The following is a 15,453-nucleotide window of genomic DNA, read 5'->3' on the forward strand; positions in this document are numbered from 1 at the left end:
CATGGCACTCGAACACCAGATCAGCATGGCTGACCGTCCGGAGAAGCCAGCCCGGACCTCCGACTTCCAGGGTCGAGAGCGGGCGCTGTGCGCCGGATCCGACGCACCCATCCCCGCGCAGGAGGAGGACGCCGCGCGGTGGATGGTCCGCCGCCTGGCCAACCGGCACGACTGCCCGGGGACCGCCGAGCAGTGCGGCGACTGGGTTGCGCACCGTCGCGACGTCGCCGCCGCCTTGGACGTGATCGCGATGCTCGACATCGCCGACGAGGCCCCGGCCGAGCCCGCCCACGAGAAGCCCGCTCCGAAGCGGCGCCAGACCGCGCCGCCGAGCCACGGCACCCTCGCCGCCTACCAGCGGCACATCAGGAACCGCGAGAAGCCCTGTCGCACCTGCGAGCACAAGGTCGGCTACAAGCCCGACGAGCCCGAGCCCGAGGCGCGCGCCTACGACGTCGCCGAACTCGCCGACATGCCCGAGTCCACGCTGACCGCCGTCCTGGAGGCCGGCCAGCATCCCGCTGAGAGGACCAAGACCGATGCCGCATAGCCACGTCAAGACCGCGGGGCCCCCGCGCGTGGTCGGGCTCGACCTGTCCGTCACCGCGACGGGTGTGGCCTTCGACAACGGCGCCCAGGACTTCATCGGGCCCCAGGCCGACGGCGACGCGCGCATCCTCGACATCCGCGAAGCCGTGCGCATCGTCGTCGGCGGCTGCCCGCCTGGCACCCGCGGCATCAACCGCTGGGTCGACCTCGTCGTCATCGAGGACATCCCACCGGTGCGGGCCAAGGCGATCGGGATGCTCGGCATGGTGCACGGCGTCGTCCGCGCCCTGCTCATGGACAACGGCATCCCCTACGCCCTGGTGCCGCCCTCGTCCCTGAAGAAGTACGCCACCGGGCGCGGTGGCGCGGGCAAGCCGGACATGCGCATGGAGCTGTTCAAGCGCACCGGCGACGACGTGCGAGACGACAACGCCGTCGACGCCGCGTGGCTGCGATACATGGGGCTCGATGCCCTCGGCCACCCCGAGGTGCACCTGCCCAAGGGTCACCGCGAGGGGCTCGCCAAGATCGCATGGCCGGAGGTGCGCCGTGCGTGACCTGCGAGACCAGGCCTGGCGCGACGACGCCGCCTGCAAGAACCTGCCGCTCTGGGTCTTCTTCGGGGCGCCGGGTGAGCGCGGTGACCAGCGCGAGCGCCGCGAGGAGAAGGCCAAGACCGTGTGCGCCGACTGCCCGGTGCGCGTCGAGTGCCTGGACGAAGCGCTCGAAGGCTCCCCCACTGAGCTGTGCGGCGTGCGCGGAGGCCTGAACGGCGACGAACAGAGGGCAGTCCGTCGGCGCCGCATCCGGGCTGCGAGAGCGAGGGCCGCCGCATGAACGCCATCCGCGAGTTCCTCGCCGCCCGCCCGTACCTGAACCGTGGGTCCGTGCGGCCGACGGGCGAGGGGGCGTGCGTCATCTACTCCTACACGCACGACGCCGCCCCGGACGACACCCTGCCCACGCTGGACGACATCCAGGCGTGGCTGTCCGAGTGGCGCGCGGCCCTGGACGCCGGCGCCCGACAGATCCACCGCATCACCAAGGTGGAAGGCCTGGACTACGCCACCCTCGGCGGTCACATGGGTGGCAAGCCGCTCGTGGTCCGTGTCCTGCCCGCCATGCCCGACGGGGGGTGGCACTGTGGCAGCCGACGTTGACGATGCCCTCGTGGAGGGACTGCGGGTGGCGGTGCCGCTGCACATCCTGCAGCTCACCGGACACTCGCGCGCCGAACTCTTGGCCATCGCTGCCGGGGCGGGCCAGGAGGCCGGCCACAAGGGCGACAGCCTCCAGTTCCCCGCGAAGTCCACGGCCGGACGCCGGACCACCGCGCACGCCTTCAACGCGCTCGCGCGTGGCCTGGCCGCGGCCGCCCACCTCCACGGAACCTGCGATGCGTTCGGCGTGCACTGGTGCACTCGCGACCACGCCGGATGCCCGCGCCGCCCCGACCCCGCCAGCGGCATCCGCCCGATGGGCTACCAGGAGATGGCCGACCGGGCCGTCGCGATCCTCGACGACTTCGAGCAGCTGCTCGGGCCGTCCGGCACGCCGGAGCGGCCGGACCGCACCATCGACGCCGTGCTCGCCGCCCGCCCGTCCCTGGCCGCCGGCCGAGTCGAGGCGGACGGGTCCACGGTCACCTACACCTACGCGCACGGCGCACGCGAGCGCGACCTCGTCGACGCCGCCCTGCACGGCCGCGGCCACCCGCCCCTGCGGTGGGTCAAGGACTGGCTCGCCGAGTGGGTGCTGTGGTTCGACGAGGACCGGCCCGAGCGGACCTACCGCTACCCCGACGGGCTGTCCCACATCACCCTCACCGGCCACCTCGGCGGCCAGCCACTCACCGTCCGCGCCGTCCCCGCACCGAAGGAAGGGCCCGTGTCCGAGCCGCACCCACTGATCACCCAGCTCAAGGCGGCCCGCACCGCCATGGGCCTGTCCGTCGCCAAGCTCGCCGCCCGCGGCGGCTACAGCGAGCAGACCATCCGCTCCTGGGAGTCCGGCAAGTCCGCTCCCAACCTGGACAACCTCGACGACTACGCCGCCGCCGTCGGCCTCGACGTAGTTCTCCAGCCCACCGCCCACACCACCACCGAGGACACCGCCGCATGAAGCTCAAGATCGACCCGAAGCTCGGCTCGGCCGCCGAGGCCGCCCTGCAGCCCTACGTCGCCAAGCTCTACACCACGCCCGGCATGCGCCTGATGGCGGTCGTCGAGCTCAAGCAGGACGACAAGAACGCGCCCGCCCCGGACAGCGAGGCCGGACTGTGGGTCAAGGCCCGCATCTCCTCCGTGGAGATCGCCACCCCTGAGCAGGAGGGGACCCTCCGTGAGGCCCAGCGCGCACTCTTCCTCCAGCGCACCGCGGCTGGGACGCTCGACGAGGACGGGGAGCTGCAGCTCGACGAGCGCACCCTCGAACTCACCGCCGGGATGCTCCACGCCGTCGAGGCCGCCCGGCTCACCGCGGTGCTGCGGCACTGGGCCGCATACATCCGCAGGGTCAACCGCACCGAGCAGCTCACCATCACCGAGGTCCGGCACGAGCTCGACGCCGTAGCCCAGGGCCTCACCGCCGGGCTCGACCACGCCCGCGACGACAGCCTCGACGACGAGGCGGGCATCTGATGACCGAGACCCAGATCGTCGTCGACAACCTTGCTGTCCTGTCCCGGGAGTTGGACAAGGCCGTCGCCAAGCTCGGCGAACTCGACGCCGTCCGCATCGCCGCGGAGGGCGACTACAAGCTCGCCTACTCCCGCGCGTTCCGGAACGCGTCCGGGTCCGTGGAGGACCGCAAGCAGCAGGCGACCGAGACGTGCGATGCCCTGTGGCGCACCTGGTCGCTCGCCGAGTCGACCGTTGCCGTTCAGAAGGCGCACCTGCGGGCGCTGCATGCCCGCGTGGACGTGGGCCGGTCGATCTTCTCCGCGCGCAAGACCGAGGTCGGTCTCGCGCAGATGGGAGGTGCGCCATGAACCGGCTGCGCGAGTGCGGATCATCGCACACCCACGAGGGCGTCGAGGTCGTGTGCGGCCGCGAGGCCGGCCACCCGCCCGGTAACCACTACACCTCCGCGCACGGCGGGGTGTCCTGGCCGACCGAGATCGGCGTCACCGGCCGGGAGCTGGTCTGGGAGGAAGAGGTCACCTTCTACCCGGACGGGTCCGCAGTCGTCTCCCTGGCTACGGCCGACGGCCGACCCACCGAGCTGAACCTCACCGCGGCCCGGCGCGAGGCGCTCATCGGCGCGCTGCTGCTGCCGGGCGAGACCGCGTGGGCGGACGACGACCCCGAACTTGCGCCCGCGCCCCGTCGCCGCGGCGCGCACCGCCGTCAGAAGGAGGCCAGCCGTGGTTGAGGTCGTCTACCGCGCTACCAACGCCGCGACGTCCGTCTACTCGACCGCCTACGGGCAGGCCATCGAGGACCGCAAGGCCGCCCTCGCCGCCTTCCTCGAACGCCACGGCTTCCACCTCGACACCGAGGTCTACGCCCGGGACGAGGGAACCGACCGCGTTGTCGGCGTCCGGAACAGCCACCCTGACGTGACTCCCTATGGGTGGCGTGTCGACCGGCGGCACTCTGACGCCATCGTCCCGAACCTGCGCACCAGGCACGGCAAGAAGATCGACGAACAGCTGGCTGGGATTCCGCACGCCAACGGCCGCAAGTTCTTGCCCGGCGGCATGCCGGACCACTGCCTCGCAGGCCACGTACTCATGCACCCCTCCGTCGAGGTCCTCGATGGGCACCTGTTCGTGGGCTGGCCCCGGGAACTGCCCGAGAAGATCCAGGGCCGCATCGACGGCACGGTCTGGCGCGAGATCCCGCTGTCCACCTACCACCTGGCCCGCGAGGCCGCCGAAGTCGAGGAGGCCGGCCGTGGCTGACGTCAAGCTGCCGTACCGCTACAAGGACGAGGACGGCGACGAGATGATCGTCGCCTCCGGGCTCATCTCCCTGCACAAGGGCAACCGAGTCGCGGCCCTCAACGCCCCCTACGGCCCTGACGCCGTCGGCCTGGCCGAAGCCTCCCTGCTCGCCGGTGGAGTTGTCTCGCACACCGTCGTCTCCGAGGCCGACCGGCAGGCGTGGGAGCAGCGGGCCGCCAAGGACGCAGCCCGGTCCATGCGCAAGCGGGCCGTGGCGGCTCTCCGAGCTGGCAACTGGGACGAGGACCCGACCGAACCGGTTCGCGCCCTGCCCCTACTGTCCGGCGACACCGCCCGGGGCGCTGATGTCCACGTGGCCACCCCGGAAGGCATCACCCCGTGCGGGGAAGGACACCACGACGTCACCGTCGCTGGCCTGCTCGCCGAGGTCACGTGCGTGGAGTGCCTGCGGGTGATCGCTGTGGAGCGCGGCGAGCAGGTGGACAAGCTCAGGAGCGAGAGAGACGTGGCCCTGCGCGAGCTCGGCAAGGCGTTGACCGCCGAGCGTGCCGAGCACCTGACTGTGCAGCAACACGGAACCGCGCATCGGGTCGCTCAGCTTGAGAAGGACGTGGGGCGGCTGGAGCGTGACCGCGCCGAGGACCAGGCCCGACTCGCGCTACTCGACGGCCGCGTCCGCAGCACTGAGGCCGACCTGGGGCCCGTCGTGTGGTCCGACGAGGCTGCCCCCGGCGGGTACGTGTGCGCCGCCCCGACACCCAGCGGCATTTGCGGGCAGCCCATCGAGTCCGAGCCGTGCCGGGAGCACGCGCTGGCCGGCCAGCTGGCCGCCGCAGTCGAGCGCCTCGATGTCCTGGAGAGCACCGACCGCGGGGAGAAGGTGCCCGCCGGGACGCGCGTCGACGGCGAGCCCGGCGATGACGACGAGTACCGGCACTGCGGGGCGACCAGCGAACTGCCGAGCGGCGACGAGTACGCGTGCGCGCGCCGAGTTGGCCACGACGGCCGATGCAGCCCGCACCGCGACCCTGTCGAAGGCTGTGACGGACAGTGACCCCATACCGCCGCTGGTCCCCGTCCTGGGGTCAGGCCGTCCTCGCCGGCATCTGCTCGTTCGTGATCACCCTGGCCCTCATCCAGGCCGCGCTCGGGCCGCGCGGACCCGTCGACCTTCTCCTGGTGGTGACCCCATGACCGTCAACCAGCGCCTGCGCCAGAAGCTCGCGGCGACCACCCTGCTCGCGCTCGTCACCGAGGATGCCCCGCCCGCCGAGTGGACCCTGTCCGCCGACGAGCCGGGCCTGTACGGGCACGTGTTCGCCGACCACGACGAGCGCGCCCAGCTCGAAGGTCTGGCCGCGTGGCAGCGCGTCCTCGGCGCCGGGCATGTCCGCCACTCCACAGCGGGCGACTACGACCACCTGTCCATCAAGGGCTCCTACGAAGGCGTGCCCGTGGAGGTCATCACCATGATCCCGACCAAGCAGAAGGCCACCTCATGACCGACAACCGTGCGCACCACCGCCATTTCACCGACGCCATGGACGCGTTCCTGAGCGGAACCCTGCTCGATCCTCCGGCCGCGGCTGAGCGTGACTGGGTGGCCGAGGTCCGCGCCACCACGTCCATGGACGAGATGAAGGGCGTCGCCCGCGACTACATGCAGGCCAACGGCGGCAACGGCTACGGCATGCCGACCGAGCTGTCCGTGGCGTTCCGCGAGCACGGCGACGCCCTGAGGAAGCAGGCCGGACAGTGACTGGCGACCTGGAGCCTCCGGCCTTCTACCTGGAGTGCCGGGCCGACCGCATCGCGGTCGCCCGCGTGCTCCTCACCCGCATCGACCGGCAGCGCGTCCGCGAGGACAACCCGGTCGCCCGCCGGCGACTCGACCGCCGTGCCGCCCGCCTGTCCCGCTACCTGCGCGACCACGGCGCCTGACCACCTGGAGGACCACATGGCCACCGAGCCCCGACAGATCACGGTCACGCGGTACGTGTGCCCCTACTGCTCTCGCGGCCACGCCAAGCGGTACCCCGCCACCGTCCACATCGGCCGGTGCTGGAAGAACCCCGACAACCACGGCTGCAAGACCTGCATTTTCCACACCCCCGCCGGAGGCAAGAGGGGCGGCTGCATCCCCGGACAGGACTGCGACTGCAACGTCACCGACGAGTCCTGCGGACAGGGGATCGACATCACCGGCGGGCTGAAGACCCACTGCCCGGACTGGGAGACCGCGGACACGCTCCCGTTCTGACACGGCCGGCCCCGACTGACCTGACGAACCTGACCATCTGGAGGACGACATGGCCAAGGCCAAGAGGATCGAGAAGCGCCCGGACCCGCGGGACGCCCACGTCCGCGACTACGAGCAGCACGTCGCTGAGGCCGAGCGCCTCGCCGACCGAGCCCACCACTACACCTACGGCGACGGCGGCGACCCGGTCACCGGCGCCGCCCTGGCCGCGGAAGGCCAGATCCACGCGACCCTCGCGCTGGCCGCCGCCCACATGGCCGCCAGCCCGCGGTCGCGCACGTGGGGCGAGGCCACGCACGTGGTCAACGTCCAGGCCCCCGGCCCGGACGGGCTGGCGGCGGCCTCCGCCGTGGTGCGGGCACAGCGCCGCATCCCTCGCTCGCAGACCTGACACAAGGAGAACCCATGCTCATCGACATCGACCGACTGCGCTCACCGCTCGGCCACGAGTTCCTGCCCATCGAGGGGCACGAGGACGACAACTGCTGCGCCCAGGTCACCAACGGCGCCACCCAGTGCGGCGAACCTGACGACGCCCACCACGCCCCCGAGGCCGTCAGCGAGTACCTCGACCTGATGGCGGAGCGGCTCGAGGACCCCGTGCACGACGTCGGCCACGACATCGGCACCTGGTTCTCGCTCAGCTACAGCAACTTCCTGGTGCTCCACCGGGTGCTGCTCGAGCACATGCCGCGCTGGTGGCAGCTCGCCTTCGTTAACCGCCTCGAGCAGCTCCACGCCGCCTACTCCCACCTCGAGCACCCGCCGAGCTTCGAGGTGCACCCCTGCAAATTCGTGATTGTGGAAGATCTGGACGACGACCAGCGCAAGAAGCTCGGCGTCACCTCGAGCATGGACGACTTCCCGGACATGCCTGAGGACCCCACCGAGGAACAGTTCGACGCTCACGAAGCCGCCTACGACAAGGCGTGTGACGCCGAAGTGTTCTACGACGCCGATGGCAACGAGCTCGATCGCAACCAGCGCGTTCCGCTCCGAGTGCCCGACCCAATCCCGCACTACCGGTACGGCCACGTTGAGCCCCGTCTGCCCTGAACCCACTGACCCCCGCGTCTGCTGGGTGAGCCCGACTCCCCGGCGGGCGCGGACCAACCGTAGAGAGGAGGCCCGCGATGTGGGTACGCCGCCGCGATCCATCCCAGAAGCACGAGTGCGACCTGCCGACGCGTGAGGTCACCTGGAAGCTGCCCGTGCCGGCCGACGGCTCGGCCAGCACGCTCCCGGACAGCCACACCGAGACCCTCGCCGACGGCGACCAGGGCGACCTGTGGAGGTGCGACACCTGCCGCGCCCTGTGGCGCCTCGGCGACGCCTGCGACTGGTGCGACCGCTACGGCTACCACGACCGGGGCGTGTGCACGATCGGGCTGCGGTGGCGTCCGGCGACCCTCTGGCAGCGCGTCCGGCACAGGGGTCGCTGATGGCTCGCATTCGCTCGGTGAAGCCGGAGTTCTGGGACGACCGCAAGCTGGCGCGGTCGGTGTCCCGGGACGGCCGTCTGCTGTACATCGGCCTGTGGAACCACTCGGACGAGCACGCCCGGGTGCAGGGCGACGCCAGACTCATCAAGGGCCGGGTGTTCCCCTACGAGGACGACCTCGACGACGAAGCCGTCGAGGAGCTGCTGGAGGAGCTGGCGGCCGCGGGGCGCATCGTGCGCTACGTCGCGGACGGTGACCCGTACCTGTTCCTGCCCAAGCTCTCCAAGCACCAGCGTCTGGAGGCCGCGAAGGTCCCGTCGCGCCTGCCCGCTCCGGAGGACGCCGATCCTCCCGAGCCCGACTCGGAGCCGCCCGCGCCTCGCGCACACGAGTCCGCGCGCGGCTCGGATGAGGCTGCGCGCCGCGAATCGAACACCCGCGACGCCTCGGAGGGCGCTCGGGAGGGGTCCGCGCCCGGCATGCAGCAGCCCCAGAGCGGCCAGGCGGCCGCCGCGGAGCCCACCAGCGGGACGCCCACGGACGAATCCGACCTGGACCAGGCGAACACGCAGGTCAACGGGTCTGCGCAGATCGGCGCGGATGAGTCTGCGCGCGGCGCGGACGAGTCCGGGACGACTGCCGCTTTTGCAGGTAGCAGGTGGCAGGTGGCAGGTGGCAGGGAGCAGGGGGGTGCGGGGGGAGGCTCGCACGCTGTCGACTCGGCCGCGCAGGAAGACCCCGGCGTCCGCTCCGCTCACGAGAGCGACCCCACGACCAAGGCCGTCATCACCCGGGAACGCAACGCCCGCTTCGCCGAGTTCTACGACGCCTACCCGCGCAAGGTCGGACGCAAGGCCGCGGAGCAGAAGTTCCGGACGGCCGTGAAGACCGTCGACCCGCAGGTGATCATCGACGCCGCCCACCGGTTCGCCGCAGCCCAGGCGCGCGCCGACCCCAAGTTCATCCCGCACCCGGCGACCTGGCTTCACCAGGGCCGCTGGGACGACGAGGACGAACCCGCACAGTCGGCCGCCCGCAACGGCCGCCAGCCCTACCGCAACCAGGCCTTCCAGGGCGACCCCGACCCGTTCCCGCAGGCGGGCTCGTGGTCGATGCACGGAGGAGGAACCCATGTCTGAACCCACCACCCTGACCGCCAGCGGCGACCTGTTCGCCCGCCTGTCTCGGATCATCGCCGAGCGCGGCGAGGACACCACGCCCGGCGCGGTCGCTGACTTCCCGTCGCCGGACGAGCCTGGCCACCCCGAGTACCACCACCGGCAGCGCGTCCTCAGCGCGCTCGGCCGGTTCGACGCCGCCTGCCCGCCCCGGTACACGGGCGCCACCACCGACCACCCCGGCGTGCTCGCGTGGGCCGACCAGGTCGCTGCCTCACCCAAGACCGCGCCGTCGCTGCTGCTGTGGGGCAACACCGGCACCGGCAAGACCCACGCCGCCTACGCCGCGATCCGCCGGATCGCCCTGTCCGGCCCGACCCGGTTCGGGTTCATCGGGTCGACGTTCCCTGACCTGTACGCCGCCCTGCGCCCCGGGGCCGGCGACGGCCTGGAGCGCGAGCGCCGGATGCGCCGCATCATGACGATCCCGCTGCTGCTCCTGGACGACCTGGGCACCGCGAGCGACTCGGTGTGGACCGAGGAGATCACCTACCGGATCGTCAACCACCGCGACACCCACATGCTGCCCACCGTCTTCACCAGCAACATCCCGCCGGGCGGCCTGGCCCAGGTGTGCGACGACCGCATCGCCTCCCGGCTGCTCGGCATGACCGTCCGCTACCACTTCGACGGCCCCGACCGGAGGACGACGTGACCGAGCACATCGAGGACGGTATCGCCCGCCACGCCTACGCCCAGGGCGAGGACCCCGTCGAGCACGCGGTGCGCCGCGCGGCCATCGAGATCGAGGTCGCCGACGAGGTCACCGTGAGCCGCCTGGAGGACCCGGCCGCGTGCCCCATCTACGGGGCCACGCCCACGGCCGAGTCCACCGCCCGCCGGATCATCGGCCGCCTGCTCACCCTCGGGTGGACCCAGCCCGCCGCCCAGGCGCCGGCCCCGACGAAGGGAACCGCCATGACCGCCGCCGACCTCCACGAGGAACTCGGTGTGCTCCTCGCCGAAGGCCACGGGCACCTGCCCGTCGTGCTCACCGACACCGACCCCGACGGCACCGGCGCCGTGTACGAGCCGACCGAGGTTGGCCTGCTCCTCGGAGACGACGACGTCGACTGGGTCGCCATCGAGCTGACCGCCACCGACACCGCCGGGGAGGCGAGTCCGACGTGACCACGAGGGAGCAGGCCCGCGCCGAGGCCATCGAGCTGATGGCCCGCCGCATCTCCGAGCGCGACCACGCCGCCTGGGCCGACAGGGCCGACCCGGAGGACCCGGACGGGCTCGGTTTCCCGGTGTCGGGCCTGCTGCCGGCGTTCGGTTCCGGCCGTGGTCGACGTGGTCGCCTGGGAGGGCGACGACGAGCTCCACGGGGACCGGGTGACCGTGGACGGCCGGGTGCTGGTCCCCCAGGACGGGTACGCGACCGGCGACAACGCCTTCGTCGGGTCGGCGCGCGGCGCGGTCGGCGACCCCATGGCCTTCGGAACCGACGTGCTCCGGACCGCGCCGGGTGCTCGGGCGCGAGTCGGAGTTGCGCGTCGCCTCGGAGGGGGACGCCGTGCTGATCGGTGTCGTGGCGGTGACGGCGCCCATGCGGACCTGACAGCGGGTCCGCCGGTGCCGCCGCGGTGACGCTCCGTGGACCCGGCTCACCGGGACGGATGCCGAAATCCGACTATGCGTGCCTAGTAAGTAACTCTCAGTATTGAAGGTGGCACACAAAAACGAGACAGTTTTGGCTAGGCTGTGCCCCGGCCATGGATATGGCCAGAGTTGATAGGGAAGGGGGCGGTGTCACGTGGACCGCGCGCGTTGTTCGTCGACGCGGGGTACCTTCTCGCTGACGGCCGATGGCCGTACACGGAACCCGCAACCGGGACTCCGTCTCCTGGGACTACTCCGGACTCGTCCAGTTCCTCAACGAGGTCGCGCGCGACCGCACCGGCCTGCCGCTGCTGCGGTGCTACTGGTACGAGGCCGTCGCCGACGATCGCCGCACGCAGGAACAGGACGGCATCGCCGACATCCCGGGCATCAAGTTCCGCGCGGCGCGGATCAGGCCGGACGGCGCGGGGCGTGGAGAGCTACGTCCAACGGGACCTCACGACCCTGGCCCGCACCGGCGTCCTGTGCGACGCCGTCCTGGTCAGCGGGGACGAGGACATGGCGTCGGTCGTCGCGGACGTGCATGGACCCGGCGTGCGCGTCACCGTCGTGCACATCTCCGTCGAGGAACTGGACGATCTCCCGCCAGCTGCGCCGCGAATGCGCGACCTCATCGAGATCGGCGCCGGCCACCTCCGGCCGCACGTGAACCTGCTCACCGGCAGTGAGGCCTCCCAGGAGAGCGCCTCCAAGACACCACGCCGTTCGCCAACGGCCGCGCCCGCTCGGCGCCCGAGACCCCCCGCCAGCCCGTGGTCGCCCAGCCGGTGCGAGCCGGGTCGAGCCGGCCACACACGTCCAGCGGGGGCCTGGAGGCGATGTTCGCCGAAACCGGCGGGCAGCCCGCGCCCCAGGGCAGCGCCATGGACCAGCTGCGCGCCATGCGCAGGTCGCTCGCACAGCAGCGCGGCGGCGGGGACCACCTGGCCGGCGCGGTTGCCGACTCCCAGCCGTCCGGTCCGATCGACGCCAACGGGTTTCCGTCCGGGGGACAGCCCGCCATGGGCGGCGGCCGCTATCCGGGCACGTCCGCGGGCGGGGCGCCCTCGACCCCAACGGCCAGGGGAACTACCCGAGACGGGCTCCCACGGCGGTCTGGGCCGGCCGGAGGGCTACACCCTGCCGGGCAGACAGGCCCCCACGGGGAACGGCCAGCCGATGGGCAACGGGCAGCCGATGACCGGGGCCCAGCGACCGTACTCGCCGGGGACGGGCCCGCAGCGCTCCTTCGCGGCGGTACCGGACCGCAACAGTCCTTCGCCGGTGGGACCGGGCCACAACAGTCCTTCGCGTCGGGGACGGGACCACAGCCCTCGTTCGCCGCCGACCCCCAGACGGGACACGCGCCACCGCAGAGAAGCGCGCCACCGCCGGAACAGCGGTTCGGACCCGGGGGACGACTCCGGTTTCGGGGTGGGCACGAGACAAACCCTACCTATGGGACCAGTACGGAAACTGACGCCGCACGACGCGGCGGGCCGGCACCCGGATACGGGGTGCGGCCGCCTACTGGTCCCGACCACGACACCGTCCGGTACGGTACCGACGGTTATCAGGAACCGCGTTCAAGTCCTGGATATCCCCAGCAGAGCGGTCCCGGCGCGAATACCGTTGACGAAGCGGTGCATGTCGCGCACAAAGAAGGGAACGACTTCGCGGAGTCGATCGCCCGCGAGGCGCCCGCCCTGTGGGTGGAGGCCGTCTCGCGCGTAGGCCCCGATGCCCTCCGATCTGGAGGCGCGTCTGCTCCAGGGGTCCTCGCTACCGATCGACCACCTGTTGCGCGACGAGGTCCGGGACGGACTGCGCCAGGGGTTCTGGCAGGCACTGGAGCGCGCCAGGCCCTGAGCGGCGCTGGGAGTGCGAGTAGGGGATGGCGGCGATGGGTTGACGCACGTGACGACGGCGGAGCTCGATCGTCTGGAGTTCCATGCCGTCAGGTCCGGCGAACACGGAGGAGTCGCCGCCCAGCTACTGGAGCTGGCCAAACCGGTCGCGACGCCGGTAGTGAGATCGGCCGCGCGGAGCTGTTCGTCCGGGCGGGGGAGCAGTGGGAGATCGCGCAGGAGTTCGAGCGTGCCTGCGCGGCCTACCAGCGGGCGATCGACGACGGCGGCTCCACGGTGATCGACGCGCGCGCCCTGCGCGCAGGCGCGCTCCTGCACCTGGACGAAGTGGAGCGGGCACAGGCGCAGCTCAAACGCCTGGAGACCGAGGGGCCGCACGGCCTGTCCACCCACATCCACATCGCGGAGGCGCTCTACGCCCACGACGACCTGGAAGGCGCCGAGAGGTGGGCCACAGCCGGCGCCCGCCGGCACGTCGATGGCGAGGTGACCCCCCTACGTGCACGATCTGCTGATGGAGCTGCTGCGCATCCGGTTCCGTATCCGCACCGATCTCGGTTGGACGAGGACGATCTGGACGAGTGGGCGATGCGCTCTGAGCGCGTGGCGTCCCCCGCGGCGCCGCACCGCGCCGCCCGGCCACACCACCCCACCGCCCCGGCGGCCGCACCACGACCGTCGGGAACTTCACCACGCGCCCTGATCGCCATCGCCCCCACGGGGGCCTAGTCTGAGTCCGGCCGCCTTCCCGCGGCGTCCGAGCCCTTGCCCGAACCCCCCGCTGTGGCGGGGGTCCGAGGCGTGCCATACCACGCCCCCGGTGTGCTCATCCTCGTCCGGGTGGAACCCGAGAAATCGGCGACACGCCATCATCTTGCGGTGTTCCGAGGCGCCATCCCCTAGATGTAGTATCGGGCCCGCTGGTGGTTCACCCCGCGGGGTGAGGCGAGAGGGAACCCGGTGTGAATCCGGGGCTGCCCCGCAGCGGTAAGTGGGAACGAAGGCCGTCACACGCACTGGGAACCCCTGAGAGTGCCCGGGAAGCGACAGTCGGTAGGCCGCCCACGAGCCCGAACCTGCCACCGGCGCGCACGCCAGACGTGCGCCGACGACGGGGCTTCGAGGGTGAGCCGCGCCGACCCACCGGTCCGTCGACCGCTCGCATCCAGTGCGTCGGTCCCCCCGGTGTGCCGTGCGCCTTGCTGACTCGTGTCCCCTCCCCGCCGGGACTCTTCTACCGAGGTGGAGCCGCTGTATGACCCTTGACGTCGAGGCCGTGCCCGCATCCGTCCGGCCCGAGACGGCCACCGACGGCGCGCCCCCCGCCGCCATCGACCGGATCGAGCACGTCGTAACCGAGGCCTGCGCGCGGCTGTCGGTGTTTCGGCGGACAAGGTCCTCACGGAGGCCCGACGCGGCTTCTTCCCCGGCATCTCCGACGCCGAGGTCGAACTCGCGCTGGTCATGGCGGCCCGCAGCTTCGTGGAGGTCGACCCCGACTACTCCCACGTGGCCGCGCGCCTGCTGCTGGACAAGCTCCGCCGCGAGGCCCTCACGTTCATCAGCGGATCCCCCGACGCCGCGGGCCAGTCCGAGATGGCCGACCGCTACCCGGCCTACCTGGCCGCCTACGTCGGCCGCGGCATCGACCTCGGGCAGCTCGACCCCGCGCTGGCCCGGTTCGACCTGGACCGCCTGGGCAAGGCGCTGCGCCCCGAGCGCGACGAGCAGTTCACTTCCTGGGCATCCAGACCCTCTACGACCGCTACTTGCACAGCGACGAGGTCCGCTACGAGCTGCCGCAGCGTTCGTTCATGCGCGTGGCGATGGGCCTGGCGCTCAACGAGGACGACCGCGAGGCGCGCGCGATCGAGTTCTACGAGCTGCTCTCCTCGTTCGACTTCATGGCCTCCACGCCCACCCTGTTCAACGCGGGCACGGTCCGCGCCCAGCTGTCGTCGTGCTCTCCTCACCACCGTCGGCGACGACCTGCAGGACATCTTCCACGGCATCAGCAACAACGCGATGCTGTCCAAGTACTCGGGCGGCCTCGGCAACGACTGGACCCCGGTCCGCGGCCTCGGATCGCACATCCGGGGGACCAACGGCAAGAGCCAGGCGTCGTCCCGTTCCTGAAGATCGCCAACGACACACCGCCGTCGCGGTCAATCAGGGGGAAAGCGGAAGGGCGCGTCTGCGCCTACCTGGAGACCTGGCACATCGACATCGAGGAGTTCCTCGACCTCCGCAAGAACACCGGTGACGAGCGCCGCCGCACCCACGACATGAACACCGCGAACTGGGTCCCCGACCTGTTCATGCAGCGGGTCGAGGAGGGCGGCGACTGGACCCTGTTCTCGCCGAACGAGGTGCCCGACCTGCACGACAAGTACGGCACGGACTTCGCCGAGGCCTACACCCGCTACGAGGCCGAGGCCGCGGCGGCCGGATCAAGGTGTCCAAGACCCTGCCGGCCGTCGAGCTGTGGCGCGCATGCTCACCATGCTGTTCGAGACCGGCCACCCGTGGATCACCTTCAAGGACCCCTCAACCTGCGCTCGCCCCAGCAGCACACGGGCGTGGTCCACTCCTCCAACCTCTGTGCACCGAGATCACGCTGAACACCAGCGCCGACGAGGTCGCC

22 protein-coding genes, 4 pseudogenes and 1 riboswitch are annotated in these 15,453 nt (G+C 71.6%); all 26 genes and pseudogenes read left to right on the forward strand.

Features of this window, described 5'->3' with window-relative positions; translation table 11 throughout:
- Nucleotide 1: 1 nt before the first annotated feature.
- The 26 genes and pseudogenes from M1P99_RS27895 to M1P99_RS28020 all read left to right on the forward strand — a co-directional run bounded on the left by M1P99_RS27895 (nucleotide 2) and on the right by M1P99_RS28020 (nucleotide 15,430).
- On the forward strand, nucleotides 2-550 hold the full coding sequence (locus M1P99_RS27895; RefSeq protein WP_304455911.1) for a hypothetical protein: 549 nt from the start codon (nucleotides 2-4) through the stop codon (nucleotides 548-550).
- The gene (locus M1P99_RS27900; protein ID WP_304455912.1) at nucleotides 540-1,106 is read left to right on the forward strand and encodes a hypothetical protein; all 567 of its coding nucleotides are present in this window, start codon (nucleotides 540-542) and stop codon (nucleotides 1,104-1,106) included. The genes M1P99_RS27895 and M1P99_RS27900 overlap by 11 nt, the downstream gene beginning before the upstream one ends.
- The gene (locus tag M1P99_RS27905; protein ID WP_304455913.1) at nucleotides 1,099-1,386 is read left to right on the forward strand and encodes a WhiB family transcriptional regulator; all 288 of its coding nucleotides are present in this window, start codon (nucleotides 1,099-1,101) and stop codon (nucleotides 1,384-1,386) included. Before M1P99_RS27900 ends, M1P99_RS27905 begins: the two co-directional genes overlap by 8 nt.
- The gene (locus tag M1P99_RS27910; RefSeq protein ID WP_304455914.1) at nucleotides 1,383-1,709 is read left to right on the forward strand and encodes a hypothetical protein; all 327 of its coding nucleotides are present in this window, start codon (nucleotides 1,383-1,385) and stop codon (nucleotides 1,707-1,709) included. The genes M1P99_RS27905 and M1P99_RS27910 overlap by 4 nt, the downstream gene beginning before the upstream one ends.
- Nucleotides 1,693-2,670: a helix-turn-helix transcriptional regulator gene (locus M1P99_RS27915; RefSeq protein WP_304455915.1), complete on the forward strand. Its 978-nt coding sequence runs from the start codon at nucleotides 1,693-1,695 to the stop codon at nucleotides 2,668-2,670. Before M1P99_RS27910 ends, M1P99_RS27915 begins: the two co-directional genes overlap by 17 nt.
- Nucleotides 2,667-3,188 (forward strand): hypothetical protein, encoded by a 522-nt coding sequence (locus M1P99_RS27920; protein ID WP_304455916.1) that lies wholly within the window; start codon nucleotides 2,667-2,669, stop codon nucleotides 3,186-3,188. Before M1P99_RS27915 ends, M1P99_RS27920 begins: the two co-directional genes overlap by 4 nt.
- The gene (locus M1P99_RS27925; protein ID WP_304455917.1) at nucleotides 3,188-3,538 is read left to right on the forward strand and encodes a hypothetical protein; all 351 of its coding nucleotides are present in this window, start codon (nucleotides 3,188-3,190) and stop codon (nucleotides 3,536-3,538) included. The genes M1P99_RS27920 and M1P99_RS27925 overlap by 1 nt, the downstream gene beginning before the upstream one ends.
- On the forward strand, nucleotides 3,535-3,921 hold the full coding sequence (locus M1P99_RS27930; protein ID WP_304455918.1) for a hypothetical protein: 387 nt from the start codon (nucleotides 3,535-3,537) through the stop codon (nucleotides 3,919-3,921). Before M1P99_RS27925 ends, M1P99_RS27930 begins: the two co-directional genes overlap by 4 nt.
- Entirely contained in the window at nucleotides 3,914-4,453 is a 540-nt protein-coding gene (locus M1P99_RS27935) for a hypothetical protein (RefSeq protein WP_304455919.1), read from the forward strand. Before M1P99_RS27930 ends, M1P99_RS27935 begins: the two co-directional genes overlap by 8 nt.
- Nucleotides 4,446-5,510 (forward strand): hypothetical protein, encoded by a 1,065-nt coding sequence (locus M1P99_RS27940; protein WP_304455920.1) that lies wholly within the window; start codon nucleotides 4,446-4,448, stop codon nucleotides 5,508-5,510. Before M1P99_RS27935 ends, M1P99_RS27940 begins: the two co-directional genes overlap by 8 nt.
- A complete protein-coding gene (locus M1P99_RS27945; RefSeq protein WP_304455921.1) occupies nucleotides 5,507-5,650 on the forward strand; it encodes a hypothetical protein in 144 nt (47 codons plus the stop codon). Before M1P99_RS27940 ends, M1P99_RS27945 begins: the two co-directional genes overlap by 4 nt.
- Nucleotides 5,647-5,958 (forward strand): hypothetical protein, encoded by a 312-nt coding sequence (locus M1P99_RS27950; RefSeq protein ID WP_304455922.1) that lies wholly within the window; start codon nucleotides 5,647-5,649, stop codon nucleotides 5,956-5,958. The genes M1P99_RS27945 and M1P99_RS27950 overlap by 4 nt, the downstream gene beginning before the upstream one ends.
- Complete coding sequence (locus M1P99_RS27955; protein ID WP_304455923.1) at nucleotides 5,955-6,215, forward strand: hypothetical protein; 261 nt, start codon at nucleotides 5,955-5,957, stop codon at nucleotides 6,213-6,215. Before M1P99_RS27950 ends, M1P99_RS27955 begins: the two co-directional genes overlap by 4 nt.
- A complete protein-coding gene (locus M1P99_RS27960; protein ID WP_304455924.1) occupies nucleotides 6,212-6,397 on the forward strand; it encodes a hypothetical protein in 186 nt (61 codons plus the stop codon). Before M1P99_RS27955 ends, M1P99_RS27960 begins: the two co-directional genes overlap by 4 nt.
- A gap of 16 nt (nucleotides 6,398-6,413) precedes the next feature.
- Nucleotides 6,414-6,716, forward strand: coding sequence for a hypothetical protein (locus M1P99_RS27965; protein ID WP_304455925.1), 303 nt, complete (start codon nucleotides 6,414-6,416; stop codon nucleotides 6,714-6,716).
- A 49-nt stretch (nucleotides 6,717-6,765) separates the two neighbouring features.
- On the forward strand, nucleotides 6,766-7,107 hold the full coding sequence (locus M1P99_RS27970; RefSeq protein WP_304452863.1) for a hypothetical protein: 342 nt from the start codon (nucleotides 6,766-6,768) through the stop codon (nucleotides 7,105-7,107).
- Between the two features lie 14 nt (nucleotides 7,108-7,121).
- Nucleotides 7,122-7,772, forward strand: a complete 651-nt coding sequence (locus M1P99_RS27975) for a hypothetical protein (RefSeq protein WP_304455926.1) — start codon at nucleotides 7,122-7,124, stop codon at nucleotides 7,770-7,772.
- Nucleotides 7,773-7,849: 77 nt separating this feature from the next.
- Nucleotides 7,850-8,158 (forward strand): hypothetical protein, encoded by a 309-nt coding sequence (locus M1P99_RS27980; RefSeq protein WP_304455927.1) that lies wholly within the window; start codon nucleotides 7,850-7,852, stop codon nucleotides 8,156-8,158.
- Entirely contained in the window at nucleotides 8,158-9,297 is a 1,140-nt protein-coding gene (locus M1P99_RS27985; protein ID WP_304455928.1) for a hypothetical protein, read from the forward strand. The genes M1P99_RS27980 and M1P99_RS27985 overlap by 1 nt, the downstream gene beginning before the upstream one ends.
- The gene (locus M1P99_RS27990) at nucleotides 9,290-9,991 is read left to right on the forward strand and encodes an ATP-binding protein (protein ID WP_304455929.1); all 702 of its coding nucleotides are present in this window, start codon (nucleotides 9,290-9,292) and stop codon (nucleotides 9,989-9,991) included. The genes M1P99_RS27985 and M1P99_RS27990 overlap by 8 nt, the downstream gene beginning before the upstream one ends.
- Nucleotides 9,988-10,467 carry a hypothetical protein gene (locus M1P99_RS27995; RefSeq protein ID WP_304455930.1) on the forward strand — a complete coding sequence of 160 codons (480 nt, stop codon included), beginning with the start codon at nucleotides 9,988-9,990 and terminating at the stop codon, nucleotides 10,465-10,467. The genes M1P99_RS27990 and M1P99_RS27995 overlap by 4 nt, the downstream gene beginning before the upstream one ends.
- 156 nt (nucleotides 10,468-10,623) lie before the next feature.
- Nucleotides 10,624-10,929, forward strand: a complete 306-nt coding sequence (locus tag M1P99_RS28000; RefSeq protein ID WP_304455931.1) for a hypothetical protein — start codon at nucleotides 10,624-10,626, stop codon at nucleotides 10,927-10,929.
- A gap of 159 nt (nucleotides 10,930-11,088) precedes the next feature.
- Nucleotides 11,089-12,810 (forward strand): annotated as a pseudogene (locus tag M1P99_RS28005) (NYN domain-containing protein).
- A gap of 39 nt (nucleotides 12,811-12,849) precedes the next feature.
- Nucleotides 12,850-13,388 (forward strand): annotated as a pseudogene (locus M1P99_RS28010) (hypothetical protein); the annotation flags it as partial.
- A 328-nt stretch (nucleotides 13,389-13,716) separates the two neighbouring features.
- A riboswitch (cobalamin riboswitch) is annotated at nucleotides 13,717-13,908 on the forward strand.
- A 670-nt stretch (nucleotides 13,909-14,578) separates the two neighbouring features.
- A pseudogene (locus tag M1P99_RS28015) lies at nucleotides 14,579-14,695 on the forward strand (ribonucleotide reductase N-terminal alpha domain-containing protein); the annotation flags it as partial.
- Nucleotides 14,696-14,834: 139 nt separating this feature from the next.
- Nucleotides 14,835-15,430, forward strand: a pseudogene (locus tag M1P99_RS28020) (hypothetical protein).
- The last annotated feature ends 23 nt before the right edge of the window (nucleotides 15,431-15,453 follow it).

Origin of the sequence: Nocardiopsis sp. YSL2 (assembly GCF_030555055.1) — a bacterium.
In the GTDB taxonomy this organism is placed as follows: domain Bacteria; phylum Actinomycetota; class Actinomycetes; order Streptosporangiales; family Streptosporangiaceae; genus Nocardiopsis.

Excerpts from the sequence above, each read along its gene's own strand:
- M1P99_RS27895 (WP_304455911.1), top strand. The coding sequence starts at position 2 with ATGGCACTCGAACACCAGATCAGCATGGCTGACCGTCCGGAGAAGCCA.
- M1P99_RS27900 (WP_304455912.1), top strand. The coding sequence starts at position 540 with ATGCCGCATAGCCACGTCAAGACCGCGGGGCCCCCGCGCGTGGTCGGG.
- M1P99_RS27910 (WP_304455914.1), top strand. The coding sequence starts at position 1,383 with ATGAACGCCATCCGCGAGTTCCTCGCCGCCCGCCCGTACCTGAACCGT.
- M1P99_RS27920 (WP_304455916.1), top strand. The coding sequence starts at position 2,667 with ATGAAGCTCAAGATCGACCCGAAGCTCGGCTCGGCCGCCGAGGCCGCC.
- M1P99_RS27925 (WP_304455917.1), top strand. The coding sequence starts at position 3,188 with ATGACCGAGACCCAGATCGTCGTCGACAACCTTGCTGTCCTGTCCCGG.
- M1P99_RS27930 (WP_304455918.1), top strand. The coding sequence starts at position 3,535 with ATGAACCGGCTGCGCGAGTGCGGATCATCGCACACCCACGAGGGCGTC.
- M1P99_RS27950 (WP_304455922.1), top strand. The coding sequence starts at position 5,647 with ATGACCGTCAACCAGCGCCTGCGCCAGAAGCTCGCGGCGACCACCCTG.
- M1P99_RS27955 (WP_304455923.1), top strand. The coding sequence starts at position 5,955 with ATGACCGACAACCGTGCGCACCACCGCCATTTCACCGACGCCATGGAC.
- M1P99_RS27965 (WP_304455925.1), top strand. The coding sequence starts at position 6,414 with ATGGCCACCGAGCCCCGACAGATCACGGTCACGCGGTACGTGTGCCCC.
- M1P99_RS27970 (WP_304452863.1), top strand. The coding sequence starts at position 6,766 with ATGGCCAAGGCCAAGAGGATCGAGAAGCGCCCGGACCCGCGGGACGCC.
- M1P99_RS27975 (WP_304455926.1), top strand. The coding sequence starts at position 7,122 with ATGCTCATCGACATCGACCGACTGCGCTCACCGCTCGGCCACGAGTTC.
- M1P99_RS27980 (WP_304455927.1), top strand. The coding sequence starts at position 7,850 with ATGTGGGTACGCCGCCGCGATCCATCCCAGAAGCACGAGTGCGACCTG.
- M1P99_RS27985 (WP_304455928.1), top strand. The coding sequence starts at position 8,158 with ATGGCTCGCATTCGCTCGGTGAAGCCGGAGTTCTGGGACGACCGCAAG.
- M1P99_RS27990 (WP_304455929.1), top strand. The coding sequence starts at position 9,290 with ATGTCTGAACCCACCACCCTGACCGCCAGCGGCGACCTGTTCGCCCGC.